General features: G+C 41.2%; 13 protein-coding genes. 8 read left to right on the top strand and 5 right to left on the bottom strand.

The annotated features are described in order from the left end of the window. Positions 1–231: 231 nt before the first annotated feature. Positions 232–1,755 carry a GH3 auxin-responsive promoter family protein gene (locus WA338_RS03575; RefSeq protein ID WP_336092110.1) on the bottom strand — a complete coding sequence of 508 codons (1,524 nt, stop codon included), beginning with the start codon at positions 1,753–1,755 and terminating at the stop codon, positions 232–234. Positions 1,756–1,854: 99 nt separating this feature from the next. Here WA338_RS03575 and WA338_RS03570 point away from each other — a divergent pair, with 99 nt between their 5' ends. The 8 genes from WA338_RS03570 (at position 1,855) to WA338_RS03535 (ending at position 8,503) form a co-directional block, all read left to right on the top strand. Next, positions 1,855–2,652 carry a DUF2797 domain-containing protein gene (locus tag WA338_RS03570; protein ID WP_272986330.1) on the top strand — a complete coding sequence of 266 codons (798 nt, stop codon included), beginning with the start codon at positions 1,855–1,857 and terminating at the stop codon, positions 2,650–2,652. 162 nt (positions 2,653–2,814) lie between these two features. Next, positions 2,815–3,174, top strand: a complete 360-nt coding sequence (locus WA338_RS03565; protein ID WP_009781570.1) for a BlaI/MecI/CopY family transcriptional regulator — start codon at positions 2,815–2,817, stop codon at positions 3,172–3,174. 2 nt (positions 3,175–3,176) lie between these two features. Further along, entirely contained in the window at positions 3,177–4,652 is a 1,476-nt protein-coding gene (locus tag WA338_RS03560; protein WP_336092107.1) for a M56 family metallopeptidase, read from the top strand. Between the two features lie 24 nt (positions 4,653–4,676). Further along, positions 4,677–5,894, top strand: a complete 1,218-nt coding sequence (locus WA338_RS03555; protein ID WP_336092105.1) for a tetratricopeptide repeat protein — start codon at positions 4,677–4,679, stop codon at positions 5,892–5,894. Between the two features lie 117 nt (positions 5,895–6,011). Beyond that, positions 6,012–6,764: a head GIN domain-containing protein gene (locus WA338_RS03550; RefSeq protein ID WP_336092103.1), complete on the top strand. Its 753-nt coding sequence runs from the start codon at positions 6,012–6,014 to the stop codon at positions 6,762–6,764. Positions 6,765–6,935: 171 nt separating this feature from the next. Further along, positions 6,936–7,865, top strand: coding sequence for a GTPase Era (gene era, locus WA338_RS03545; protein ID WP_336092101.1), 930 nt, complete (start codon positions 6,936–6,938; stop codon positions 7,863–7,865). Between the two features lie 96 nt (positions 7,866–7,961). Then, entirely contained in the window at positions 7,962–8,204 is a 243-nt protein-coding gene (locus WA338_RS03540) for a hypothetical protein (RefSeq protein ID WP_336092100.1), read from the top strand. Next, the gene (locus WA338_RS03535) at positions 8,186–8,503 is read left to right on the top strand and encodes a type II toxin-antitoxin system RelE/ParE family toxin (RefSeq protein ID WP_336092099.1); all 318 of its coding nucleotides are present in this window, start codon (positions 8,186–8,188) and stop codon (positions 8,501–8,503) included. The genes WA338_RS03540 and WA338_RS03535 overlap by 19 nt, the downstream gene beginning before the upstream one ends. 62 nt (positions 8,504–8,565) lie before the next feature. Here WA338_RS03535 and arsM read toward each other — a convergent pair whose 3' ends face one another. The 4 genes from arsM to WA338_RS03515 are packed head-to-tail and all read right to left on the bottom strand — an operon-like array spanning position 8,566 to position 13,161. Next, positions 8,566–9,534 carry an arsenosugar biosynthesis arsenite methyltransferase ArsM gene (arsM, locus tag WA338_RS03530; RefSeq protein WP_336092098.1) on the bottom strand — a complete coding sequence of 323 codons (969 nt, stop codon included), beginning with the start codon at positions 9,532–9,534 and terminating at the stop codon, positions 8,566–8,568. A 27-nt stretch (positions 9,535–9,561) separates the two neighbouring features. Next, positions 9,562–10,389 carry a metallophosphoesterase family protein gene (locus tag WA338_RS03525; RefSeq protein WP_336092096.1) on the bottom strand — a complete coding sequence of 276 codons (828 nt, stop codon included), beginning with the start codon at positions 10,387–10,389 and terminating at the stop codon, positions 9,562–9,564. Beyond that, positions 10,371–11,708 (bottom strand): sodium:solute symporter, encoded by a 1,338-nt coding sequence (locus WA338_RS03520; protein ID WP_336092094.1) that lies wholly within the window; start codon positions 11,706–11,708, stop codon positions 10,371–10,373. Before WA338_RS03520 ends, WA338_RS03525 begins: the two co-directional genes overlap by 19 nt. A gap of 10 nt (positions 11,709–11,718) precedes the next feature. Further along, positions 11,719–13,161 (bottom strand): SusD/RagB family nutrient-binding outer membrane lipoprotein, encoded by a 1,443-nt coding sequence (locus WA338_RS03515; protein ID WP_272986318.1) that lies wholly within the window; start codon positions 13,159–13,161, stop codon positions 11,719–11,721. Positions 13,162–13,191 lie beyond the last annotated feature (30 nt).

Here is a 13,191-nt window from a genome sequence, read left to right as displayed (position 1 = left end):
GGTGAGGGCACTCTTGAAAATGCTAAGTCTTGTTGACTTAGTTTGCTTTGTCCCGATAGTAACACTGTTTTCAGCGTTACTATCAGTGTCAAAGCTATAAGCTTCGAAAAGCGTGAGTAATTTGAGTTGTGATTTGTTGCATCCAATTTAAGGGAGACTGGGCGCATATGCCAATATTTTAGTTAAAGCGGAATGAAAATTCGTTAAAGTGAAATTTTGAAAGAAGAAGACTTAAGCAAAAGCTGTGTTTAAAACACGTAACTCTTCAACAAGTTCGCGAGAATTGCTAAGTCGAGGCACTTTGTGCTGACCACCAAGCTTATTTTTTGATTTTAGCCAATCGTAGAAAAGATTGGTTCTTGCATAATGAATTGTAGGGGGATTTAATGTCATGTTGTTTTTACGTTTAGCTTCATAATCGCTATTGATCTCTTGCAAAGCCTTATCAAATATATGGTTGAATTGTTCCGGATTCTTAGGAGCCACTTTAAACTCAATAAACCATTCGTGAGCGCCTTTTTCTTTTCCGTCCATAAAAATGGGAGCCGCCGTATAATCTACAATTTCAGAGTTTGTAAGTGCTGTAGCTTTCTTAAGGGCTTCTTCGGCATTTTCGATAATTAATTCTTCGCCAAAAGCATTAATGTGATGTTTGGTGCGACCACTTACGCGTACGCGATAGGGATCGATAGAGGTAAACCGTACCGTGTCGCCCACGCGGTAACGCCACAAACCACTGTTTGTGGTAATTACAATCGCATAGTTCTTTCCTTTTTCAACTTGGCTAAGCGGAATGATCTTCTGGTCGGGCTCTCCGTAACAATTCATCGGGATGAATTCGTAGAAAATCCCATAATCCAGCATCAATAAAAGGTCGCTTCTCTCATTTTTATCCTGAAGCGCAAAAAAGCCTTCAGATGCATTATAAATCTCATAATATTTAAAGTCGTGACGCGGTAATACTTTGCGGTATTGATCTCTGTAAGGTTCAAAGCTCACCCCGCCGTGAAAGTAAACCTCCAGATTGGGCCAAACCTCAAAAAGACTTTCTTTACCGGTAGATTCTAAAATATTATTGATAAGCACCAGCATCCATGAGGGTACGCCTGCAAGACTCGTCACTTTTTCCTGAATGGTCTCCTGTACGATGGCTTGCATCTTAACTTCCCAATCACTCATAAGTGAAACTTCATTACCGGGCGTACTGCTGAATTCTGCCCAAAACGGCATATTGTCAATCAATATTGCCGAAAGATCACCATACGAGGTGCCATTACTTTCATACAGTTTTTTGCTTCCACCCAGGCGCAAACTTTTTCCCGTAAATAATTGAGAGTCTGGGTTGTTGTTGAGGTACACGCAAAGCAAGTCTTTACTTGCAGCATAGTGACAATCTTCTAGCGCTTCCGGACTTACAGGAATATACTTGCTTTTTGCATTGGTGGTACCGCTGCTCTGCGCAAACAATTTAACCGGCGAAGGCCAAAAGATATTGCTTTCACCACGACGAGCGCGCTCGATCATTTCATGCGAAGCTTCATAATTGGTGATCGGGACTTGTTGCGCAAAATCGTTATAGGAACGAATATCCTTAAACCCGTATTTTTTACCGATCTCTGTGTTTTTTGCTTTATGTACTAACTTCAGCAACAATTCATTCTGAACTTCGTGAGGATATTTTAGAAACAATTCCATCTGGTGAATACGCTTTTTGAGAAACCAGCTGGCGATAGAATTGACTAAGGGTATCGGCATTTTGTTAGTATATTTGAGCTCTAGTTTATTAGGATTGATAAAAAATCACGCCTAAAAATACTTTTTTTAAATCGAATTAATTCAACATCCTTCACTTTTATGCAATACCAAGGCGTACTCACCAAAATGCAAACCGAACTCCAAAATCCGGTGCAATATTATTTGGTTTTTGAAGATGATTTTATTCACGTAAACCAGCTTTTGGATAAAGAAATACGCATCGAATTTTTAAAATATCAGTGCCTCGCATGTGGTCTTAATAAGAAAATATATCGCCAAGGTTATTGCTATGAAGACTTTTATAAAGTGCCGCAAGCAGCCGACTGGATTATGAAACCTGAGCTGAGTAAGGCGCACCTGGATCAGGAAGATCGCGATCTTGAGTATGAAAAAAAAGTGCAATTACAGCCGCATATTGTATATCTCGCAAACAGCAGTAATGTAAAAGTGGGCGTAACGCGCAAAACCCAAGTGCCTACGCGTTGGATAGATCAAGGCGCGCACGAAGCGATTGAGATCGTTGAGGTTCCCAACCGGTATTTAGCAGGAATCACCGAAGTCGCTCTTAAAGATCATATTGCGGATAAGACCAACTGGCGCAAAATGCTCAAGAATGAGATCGAAGATGAGAATCTTGTTGAGCAGCGTGACGCTTTAAAACAATACATTCCAGAGGAGGCACTAGAGTACTACATCGCCAGCAATCAGGAAACCAATATTGAATTCCCGGTGTTGCAATACCCTAAAAAACTGAAAAGTTTAAACCTTGAAAAGACTCCGGAGTATCAGGGTGTTTTAAAAGGAATAAAAGGGCAGTACCTCATTTTTGAAGATGGTACGGTATTTAATGTGCGTAACTGGGAAGGTTATGTCGTAAGTATTGGTGTTTCGGCGTAATGCCTTGGTAAGTCAAGAAAAATAGCATCCTGTAGGTCTTGTAAATACTGGTCTACAGGATTTTTTATGAAAATTAATTAACTAATTTGTTAGTTTAACTAATTAATTAGTTATATTTGAAATGTTCAACACACAAAACTAATTCCCTAAACAGTATAAATTATGAAACAGTTAACCAAAGCCGAAGAAGAAGTAATGCAGATCCTGTGGGATCTTGGTGAAGCCAATGTAGCAGCAATGCTAGAGGTGATGCCCGAGCCAAAACCGGCGTATAATACAGTCTCAACCATAGTACGTATTCTGGAAACTAAAGAGTTTGTAGGATTTAAGAAGCAGGGTAGAGGTCATATTTATTTTCCGTTAGTGAAAAAGTCAGAGTACAGTAGCGCCTCAATGTCTAAAATGGTCAACGATTATTTCAACGGAAGCTTCAAAAGCATGGTTTCCTTCTTTGTGAAAAAGAAAGAAATGAGCGCGAGCGAACTCGAATCTATTTTAAAAGAAATTAATAAAGACGACTAGTTATGGTAAGATATATACTCGAAGTTATTGTTTTTCAGGCATTGTTTTTAGCCGTTTACCAGCTTTGGTTTCGCAAAGAAACCTTCTTCAATATCAATAGAATTTATTTGATAAGTACAGCGCTATTGGCCTTTTTATTGCCCTTTATGCAGTTTGAATTGTTTCAGAATCAAATTCCGCTGCGCGAAAACATATTCTTTTTACCAGAAGTGGTGGTAACTGCCGAAGCAAGTGAAGTTGCAGCTGCACCGGTGCCACAAGAAACAGACTGGAGTATCTATCTTTTACTTTACGCAGCCGGAGTGTTTTTTAGCACGGGAATGCTGTTTAGAAAATATCAGGAGATTCAGCGCTACTTCAGATTTAAGCGTAAAAATGATACGACGCCTAAGATGATCACCATACCCAATAGCGATGCCGCTTTTACGTTTATGGGAACCATTTTTATTGGCGAAAATATCAATGCTGAGGCTAAAGCGCACATTATGGCGCACGAAGAGGTGCATCTCAAACACTGGCACGGTCTTGACCTGATGCTGTTTGAGCTGATGCGCGTAGTCTTTTGGTTCAATCCGCTAGTGTATATCTATCAAAATAAACTAGCTGAAATACACGAATTTATCGCAGATGCTCAGGCAATGCGTAAAACCGAAATGAAAGCCTATTACAATCAGTTATTAAATACTGCTTTTGGTACGCAACATATTTCATTCATCAATACATTTTTCAATCATTCATTAATCAAAAAACGAATCGTTATGTTACAAAAACAAAGTAAACAAAGAGCCGGACTCAAATATTTAGTCTTGATACCCGTCATCGCCGGTATTCTAACCTACGTAGGATGTACCGATGACAACGGCCTTGCCGAAAATAAAGCAGCACTTAGCCTTGAAGAGCAAGTAGCAGATCTGGAAGCAACTTTAGATGCTAAAGAAGAGATAAGTACAGAAGAACGTGAACTTGTAAGTAATCTTTTTAAGAAGGCAAATCAAAAGGCTTTACCACCTCCGCCACCAGCCCCACCAAAACCTAATAATGTTGCGCTAAATGAGGTTCCTGTGGGAGAAGGCATAGAGGTTATAGAAGTAGTAGAAACTCAAAGTCAAAAAGTAATTAATGATGTTCCTTATGCAGTTGTGGAAGAAGTACCTTCTTTTCCGGGGTGTGAAAGTCTGCAGACCAATGAGGAACGTAAAAAATGCATGTCTGAACAAGTTGCTCGACACGTAAATACAAGTTTTAATACCAAATTGGGTAAAGAATTAGGACTTAAGGGCATCAACAGGATTTATGTGCGCTTTAAAATTGATAAAAATGGTCGAGTTACCGATGTAGCTTCTCGAGGACCTCATCCTAAATTAGAAGAGGAGGCTATACGTGTAGTAAGTACTTTGCCCAATATGACTCCGGGTAAACAGCGTGGAGAGTCAGTAAATGTACTGTATTCATTACCTATTATTTTTCAGACGAAGTAGATTCTAAAACCCCAAAACAGCTCCATGCGTAGTTTTTATTTACTTTTATTTTTAGTACTAGCCAGCCGGGCCGAAGCACAAGAGGTTTCGGCTTTGGCCATTGGAGATAGTTTATATGCCGTGGGTAACTACAGCAAGGCCATTGCGCACTATGAGCAAATTGCTAATAAAAATGAGCAGGTCTATTTAAAGTTAGCGCGTGCCCATCAAGCTAAAGGTACACTTGACGATGCGCTCACCAATTATAAATTGGCAGCAACAGGTACAGATGAAGTTATCGCGATGAATGAGTATGGGAAATTGCTCATCACCAAGCGTCAGTTTAAAGAAGCAGATAGTGTTTTTTCAGCGTTAATTTCAGTTTATGATACCAATCCAGACTTTTATTACCAGCGCGGCCGCGCTAATGAAAACCGACCTAGAGAGATTTCAGGAAAAGAGTCTGATAGTATTCTGAAGCAGAAAATAGCAAAAATGCATAAACCTTTAGAAGACTATGAAAAAGCTGTGGCATTAGACAGTACCCATCAAAAAGCACTCGCTCAAGTTGCTACCTCGTATCTTAAACGGAAGGATTATCCCGTAGTTGAAAGACTGGCGTTTAAAGCTCTAGAAAGTTATCCTACCAATGTAGAGATCATCAGCACACTTGCGCAAAGTTATTATTACAAAGGATGGAATGAAGAAGGCATCGAGTGGTTTGAGAAATTACTCGCGCTTGGGCAAGACACGCAATTCATTAGAGAAAAACTGGGTAATTTGTATTATAAAAAGCGCAAATATGAGAAGTCTGTTGAGCAGTATTTGGGAGCTTTAAAGTTTTCTCCAGAAGACTGGTATCTCCACGCGACACTTGCAAAATTGTACAATCATACTGCCGATCTAAAATCGGCTGAAACGCACGGGTTGTTTGCCGTTTTATACAAAGATCTTCCGCTTGATGAAGAGTATTATACTTTGGCGCGTACGTATGAGATGAAGAAAGACTGGAAAAACGCCATGAAGTACGTCAACCGGTCTTTAGAAGAAAAACCCGAAAATAAAAACGCAGAATATACCAAAGCCATTATCGCAGACAATTATTATGAAGATCGCCGCGCAGTGCTCAAACTCTACGAGGACTTTATTAAAAAATACGAGAAGGGTGAGTATGCTAAATATGATCCTGTCTTAAGGCTTGCTCAAGAACGTCGAGATAAGCTTAATGAAGAGATCTTTATGGCTGAGGGAGAAGAGGAATAATATGTTCTGTCACATTGAGCGCTGTCGAGATACTTTTAAGTTCTAGTGATATTAATAGTAATTACAATAACAATAATTAAAGCAGTTGCTTACTTTTAGCATTCTTAATCAAGCGCTGTGAAAAATTACCTTATTCTATCTTTTAGCCTTATCTTTTTTCTCTCCTGTAACTCAGAAAAGGGACTCAATTGTTTTCAGGCAGAAGGGGAACGCATCGAGCAAGAAATCCCGGTAGAAGCATTTTCTAAGATCATTGTTGAAGAGCGTTTGCAGCTTATTGTAAAACAGGGAGAGACGCAAAAAGTAGTACTTGCCACCGGTGAAAATCTGGTCAATGATATCGAAGTAAGCGTTACCGATGGTGTTCTTACCCTGTTTAACGACAACGGCTGCAATCTCGTGCGCGACTACAACATCAGCAAAGTTTATGTAACGACTCCAGAGTTGACCGAAATCCGTAATGCTTCGGGATATGAAGTACAAAGCGATGGCGTGTTGTCTTTTGATTCCTTAACCCTGACCAGCGAAGATGTTGAGGAAGAAGATTTTTACCATAAAGACGGCGATTTTAGGTTGGAACTTGATGTGAATACGCTCAACATCACCGCAAACGGACTCAGCAATTTCTTTATTTCCGGCGCAGCCGAAACAGCCAATATTGAATTTCTTGAAGGCGATATTCGTTTTGAAGGTGAAAATTTTGCCATTCAAAATGCCAATGTCTATCACCGCGGAACCAATAAAGTGATCGTAAATCCCATTCAGTCTTTGCGCGGGAGTGTTTTAAGCACGGGAGATTTAATTTCAGTCAATCGTCCGCCTATTGTTGAGGTTGAGGAGACTTATACCGGTCGATTAATATTTGAGTAGCGCGAAGCGCTTTAGTTATTTCCGCGAAGGCGGAAATCTCACAAATTTCATCCATTTCAAAATCTTGAATCTCTGATTACGGGATACTCATATTTTCCCTTCCTCACAAAATCTCAAACGCTGATTTTAAACCGTATCTTTGCAGCTTAAAACCTCAAAAACACCTCAATCTTGGAAGCTCAAAATAATAATCCATTGCAATCTGAAGCCGAAAATAAAGCGCATAAAGCTGGTTTTGTAAACATCATCGGAAACCCTAATGTGGGTAAATCTACCTTGATGAACGCGATCGTGGGCGAGCGCCTTTCGATCATTACTTCAAAAGCGCAAACCACGCGCCACCGCATTTTAGGTATCGTAAATGGTGATGATTTTCAGGCGATTTTTAGCGATACTCCGGGAATTATAAAACCCGCATACGAGCTGCAAGCATCGATGATGGATTTTGTAAAGTCGGCTTTTGAGGATGCCGATGTGTTGATCTATATGGTTGAAATGGGCGAAAAAGAGTTAAAAGACGAAGACTTCTTCAATAAAATTCGCAATACCGATATTCCGGTGTTGCTGCTCATCAACAAGATCGATAAAGGAAATGAAGAGCTGCTTGAAGCCAGCCGCACGCATTGGCAAGAAAAAGTGCCTAATGCTGAGATTTTTGCTATTTCGGCATTGGAAAATTTTGGGGTAAGTCAGGTATTTGATCGTATTTTGGATGCCTTGCCAGTGTCGCCACCGTTTTACCCAAAAGATGCGTTGACCGATAAACCCGAGCGCTTTTTTGTAAACGAGATCATTCGCGAGAAGATCTTGATGCACTATAAAAAAGAAGTTCCATATTCTGTAGAGATCGATACCGAAGAGTTTTTTGAAGAAGAAAATATCATTAGAATGCGCAGCATCATTATGGTGGAGCGCGATAGCCAAAAGGGAATCATCATCGGTCATAAAGGTGCGGCGCTTAAACGCATCGGCGTAGAAGCCCGAAAGGACCTCGAGATTTTCTTTGGCAAACAAGTGCATTTAGAACTCTATGTAAAAGTCAATAAAGACTGGCGCAGCAGCGAGCGCGAGTTGCGTCGCTTTGGATATAATGGGAAGTAGTGGCAGCGCCACAGTCGGTTTATAAAGTGGGTTTTTCAAATGCTAGATTAGTGTTTAAGCATATTTTTTCGGAAATTAGAACTAAAATGAATAGAGATGGCAACTGTTGAAACTTTAAGAAACGGACTGATTGAGAAAATACAAGCGATAAAAGATAAAGAATTTTTAGTCGCTTTAGATCGTTTAATCGCATCAGGCAAAGCCGAATCAGATATACTTGAATTATCTGAAGCGCAAAAGGAATTGCTTGATCTGGCAGAGCAAGACGTTGCAACAGGAGCTTTAATTTCTCAAGAGGAATTGAATCAAAGAAATTTAAAATGGCTGGACGCAATGTAGTATGGACGCGTACGGCAGATATGCAATTTGTAGGAATACTTGAATATTGGGTTCACCGAAATAAATCTAATACGTATTCTAAGAAGTTGGTTAGTTTCGTTTCAAAAACGACAAAACAAATTGCTAAAAACCCCAATCTTTTTAAGGCAACTAATTATAAGGATATTCGGGTTGCATCTCTAAATCAGTACAGCATTTTTTATAAAGTCTATTCTGACCAAATTGTTATTTTGGCCTTTTGGGATAACCGTCAAGATGATAAAAAGCTATTACAGTATTTAAAAACTAGAAATAAATAGAATAACAAAGCCCCGCATCGTGGGGCTTTTTTTAATTGTTGCCTACGGCTACAAGCCGGCGGTTAGCAGCATCCACCACCGTCATAATGAAAGGTGCTTTCGCTGATAAAAATATCTTCACGGCCTAAAGCAGCAAGGGCACCGGCCGTTTTGTCACAAACCGCAAGCGGTTGGTTTTTCAATAAAACGTGGCCTTTTTTATCATCAAAATAATCCTCAGCGCCGTAGTAGATGGCGGCTTTTCCGGTGAAGATACACGGGCCATCCTCGGGCATAGGATCTTTAATCGCAGCAACCTCAATCGATTCGATGTAGATGAGTTCGTCTGTCGGGTAGTTTTTAGGATCAAGAATGCGATACGGTTTGCGCGCACGGATTTCGATAGTGCCAAAACCGGCGTCGGTCAAGGCTTTTACATATTCTTTTATTGGTAAACTTCCGCTTAGGCATAATGCACGTAGGCGCTCGTCGTTGCGTAGCGTTTCATTCATTTCCTGCTCACAAGTAGGATCGCTCATTACGAGTCTGCCGTGAGGTTTCAGTACACGGTACATTTCTTCAATCGCTTTTTTCAATTCTTCGGCTTTAAAAATATTGAAGAGACAATTTTGAGCTGCTACATCGATGCTGTTGTCTTCCACAGGTAAGTGAAGCGCGTCCCCCTTTTTAAGATCTACAAACTCACTCTTGAACCAAGGATTCAACTCTTCAGCTTCCTCAAAGTTTTTACGTGAAGCTTCGAGCATCTCATCAACCACGTCAACACCTACCACGCCGCTTTTTTGGCGCGAGAAGTAAGCGAACTGTAAAAGCTCCATACCACCACCTACGCCCACATAAAGTACCCGCGGATCGTTAGTAAGATCACGCGCATTTACAGTGCTTCCGCAGCCATAATTCATCTCTTGCATAATCTTAGGAATTTTCAATCCCGGTAATTCCCAAATGGGATTTGTGGTACAACAAAGTCCAACATCTGGAGTGAGAGCAGCGTCACGATATACATTTTTGGTGGTTTCCAAATAGCTCATAATTTCGTTCTTTTAGATTAATACCTTTTAAAGTTGAATGCCAAAACCTTGCAACCCGCTTTCGTATGCCGGCAGAATTTCGGTGTTGTCCCATATTCCGGTGATCAGGGTTCGGGCATATTCCTGCGGTAGAAAGTCGGTTTGCATATGTTGGTTGGCCAATTTGTAATTGTAATCCATCGTGTGATGCGTAAACTTAAGTTGCTCATCCTGCTCTTCTAAAATCGCATACCACACGTGCGGACTGCCATCATTTGCCGGCATTCCGATCACACCGGGATTGAGCCAGAGCCTGTCATTCTTACTGTGATTAAAGGGTAAACCGCAATGACCAGCGATGATCGCATCGGCACCCGTTGCATCAAAGTTTTTCTGTTTAAGCGACCAGTTGGTAGACTTGTATACAAATTCGGAAACATTAAAATAGTCGCCGTGAACCATCACGAACTTTTTATCCGCAAAGCGGAATTGTATATGGTCAGGTAGAGTGGCAATAAAATCTAACGAACTTTTACTGAGTTTACTTTGTGCGTACGGAAACCACATTTGACTAAACCCATCACAGCGCGAACCTTTTCTAAAATCACAGCCGCAATCTTCTGCACCATCCCGCAATTGGATCTCCACATTGCCTAAAATACTTCGCGCTCTCCAAATTTTAAAGAGTTGCACGACTTCTTCGGGTTGTGCGCAATACCCCACAATATCCCCTGTGCACAAGCAATTTTCGGGTGCAATATGTTGCGCTTCGGCAATATGCTTCAGCGCTTCCAAGGCTTGAAGATTGCTGTACACCCCGCCAAACAAAAGCAGCTTTCCGTTAAGGTTGCCCAAATCTACCACAGTTTTATCCATGCCGGTATCATATATAAAATTAAACAACATCCCGCCGCCCAAATGTTTACCCATAAAAGCTCGGCATAGCGGCCTTCCGTTAGAACGCACCAATCGGGAATGAGATTGAAAACCAGTAAAAACCCAAAACCGATCCCGCAAAAAACACTCAGATAAAAACTGAGTTTGGGAGCGGGAAGTTTCCAAAATAAAAATATAGGCGTAAGGCCAATAACCATCGTTCCTGAAATGGTTGTTGCCGATAAAATTTCAGCATCTAAAAAGATAGGAATCGTTCCCAGAACCACAAGTACGCACATTGCCAAACGACCAAAGCTGATGCTTTCACCTAGTTTTAAATCCACTGCTGCCAACTTGGAAAAAGATGAAAACGTAGAGTCTAAAGTCGAAGCTGCTGAAGTGATCATAATAAAATTGATGATCAGTAAGATTACGCTACCAAATGCTTTTCCTACTTCAACAGCCGCCTGGCCTTGCATTCCCATCGCTTTAGCATAAACCCCAATAACGCTGAAAAGCACAATACAGATCGCTCCTAAAATACCTGCCCAAAGAAAACTTCGCAAAGTGACTTTTGGCGAACTTAAAAAGCCACGGTCTGTCAAAACGGGATCGTGAAACGGGTAACTCAAACTTTGAATAAGCGCCGCAAAGAGTAAATTTAAACCGGTATCAAAATCCCAAACTCCAGATTGTAATGTGTCTGATACCGTGAAATCTGTAGAGGAATAAATACTTCCTAAAATTACAAACAGCAAAATCCCAAAAAGTCCCATTTGCAAAACATCGGTAAAGATCGAACTGCTCAAGCCACCTTTTAGCGAATACGCAAGCGTCAACAGCGTAAAAACAATAATCGAAGCGTAATATGCAGTGCTGCCAATATCGCCAAAATAACTACCGATCACCATCGTATTGCTCCATACCTCATTAAACAGACGTATTGCGATCAAAACCGAAAACACACGCATTGCATTTTTACCGAAGCGCGAGGTAAGAAACTGATGCAAACTGGTAAAACCACCGCGCGTACGTAGCGAATAAATAAGAATCCCTGCCATTACAAATGAGAGGTAATATGCTGCGTAGGCGACACCACCCACAATACCAAATTCCAATCCTAGGTTGGCCGCATTGGTAATACTCTTGGCAAAGATCCAGGAAATGATCAAGCTGCCGGTAAGCATAAAGGCATTGGGCGCCTTCTTGCGATGCGTCGCCTTAAAAAAATCATCGGTTGTTTTTGCCAAAGGCGAAAGGAAAAAGAGCGTCACACTAGACGCGATGATCAAGATCCATTGCCAGAATGCTATATCCAAATTGGTAATTTTAATTATCCCACCAAACGGGACTGTTTAAACTGTTGTCGTTTGTGGCTGCTGCCGCTGCCTGATAATTATCTGCATTCAAAGCTTGCTCTTCTGCCGGGTACGGCATACGCACAGGAATGATCCCATCATTCAAACTTGCTGCTACCGGTCTAAATTGCGGGAAGCCGGTGCGGCGCCATTCGATCCAACCTTCATAGCCGTTAATGAGGTTAGCGATCCATTTTTGCGTGATGATCTGTTGTAAGGGAGTGGTGCCGGGTGCAGTGTAGGAAGCCGGGCCAGTCAAATACTCTGCCGGAAGATCGGTCAACCAATAATCAAAAGCCAACTGAACGCCTTGATTGTATAAGGTTTCGGCATCTGCGCTTATAAAACCTTTTTCTGCAGCTTCCGCAAGGATAAAATGCGTTTCCCAAGCGGTCATAAAATTAGCGTCCAATTGCGCTGTGTTTTCACGGAAAAGCGTTCCGGCCAAGGAATAATTAGCAGGTTCGATCGAAGTTTGTGAGGCATCAATTCCGTTGATGAGTCCGTTAAATTCACCGGAAGTCGAATTGGCAAAAGGACGGAAAAATACCGAAATACGATCATCATCAAGATCGGTCAAAATATCCTCCATAGTTTCAGAAAGCATAAAATTGTTGAAATCTCCCGCACGCAATTGCGCAAAGCGGAAACTATTAGGAGCACTTGAAGTGAAATCGAAAACGGCATTATCTGCATTAGTAGTGATAAAATTTCCTTCGGCATAAATCGAAGCGATAGCGGCCGCTACATCTTCCTGACTTGAAATACGCGTCAAAGCTTTTAGCTTTAAAGAGTTTGCAAACTTTATCCATTTGCTAAGGTCTCCGTTAAAAAACAGATCGCCTTCTAGAGCCACAGCGCCGGAGTAGGCATTTATCGCGGCAATCCCCTGATCTAGGTTGTCCAGAATTCCGCCTTCTGCTAAATAGATGTCTTCTTGAGCATCATAAGGTGCGGTGACGGTTCCATCAATTCCATTAAATGCTTCAAAATACGGAACATCGCCAAACAAATCGGTAAGGCCTTGTGCCATATAGGCTTTGAGAATCAATGCCGGACCTTCATAAACTTTAAAGGTCTCGACTTCCTGAGCCTGTTTCAGTAAGAGTTCGTTGTCCCTTAGATTGGTGTAAAAAATAGGCCAGGGATTTCCACCCAATTGCGGCGATTTTAATGCGTGACGGTCAAAGAGGTTAAAGTCTAAAGCCGTGCGATGCTGTGAAAGAAGGTCGCCTGCGGCAAAACCTTCATAGCTCATTTGCTCGCCAAAATCATAAATAACCTGGCGTAAAAGCAATCCCGGTTGCACGCTTACCGGTGCATTCGGGTTGGTGTTTTTTTCTTCAAAATCTGTGGTACAGGCCGTAAAGAAGCCCAGACTCAAGATTAGAATTGTATATATCGTGTTTTTCATCTTCTAACTAGTTTTGATAGGCTTCAAGCC

Source organism: Leeuwenhoekiella sp. CH_XMU1409-2 (assembly GCF_037029365.1).
Lineage (GTDB): Bacteria > Bacteroidota > Bacteroidia > Flavobacteriales > Flavobacteriaceae > Leeuwenhoekiella > Leeuwenhoekiella blandensis.
Note: the sequence above shows the minus strand (reverse complement) of the source record. Positions and strands in the feature narration are given on the sequence as shown.

Bases quoted from the DNA above. Each gene is read 5' to 3' on its own strand.
- WA338_RS03540 (WP_336092100.1), top strand. From the start codon at position 7,962: ATGGCAACTGTTGAAACTTTAAGAAACGGACTGATTGAGAAAATACAA.
- WA338_RS03535 (WP_336092099.1), top strand. From the start codon at position 8,186: ATGGCTGGACGCAATGTAGTATGGACGCGTACGGCAGATATGCAATTT.
- WA338_RS03525 (WP_336092096.1), bottom strand. From the start codon at position 10,389: ATGGATAAAACTGTGGTAGATTTGGGCAACCTTAACGGAAAGCTGCTT.
- WA338_RS03565 (WP_009781570.1), top strand. From the start codon at position 2,815: ATGAAACAGTTAACCAAAGCCGAAGAAGAAGTAATGCAGATCCTGTGG.
- WA338_RS03570 (WP_272986330.1), top strand. From the start codon at position 1,855: ATGCAATACCAAGGCGTACTCACCAAAATGCAAACCGAACTCCAAAAT.
- WA338_RS03560 (WP_336092107.1), top strand. From the start codon at position 3,177: ATGGTAAGATATATACTCGAAGTTATTGTTTTTCAGGCATTGTTTTTA.
- WA338_RS03515 (WP_272986318.1), bottom strand. From the start codon at position 13,161: ATGAAAAACACGATATATACAATTCTAATCTTGAGTCTGGGCTTCTTT.
- WA338_RS03555 (WP_336092105.1), top strand. From the start codon at position 4,677: ATGCGTAGTTTTTATTTACTTTTATTTTTAGTACTAGCCAGCCGGGCC.
- arsM (WP_336092098.1), bottom strand. From the start codon at position 9,534: ATGAGCTATTTGGAAACCACCAAAAATGTATATCGTGACGCTGCTCTC.
- WA338_RS03575 (WP_336092110.1), bottom strand. From the start codon at position 1,755: ATGCCGATACCCTTAGTCAATTCTATCGCCAGCTGGTTTCTCAAAAAG.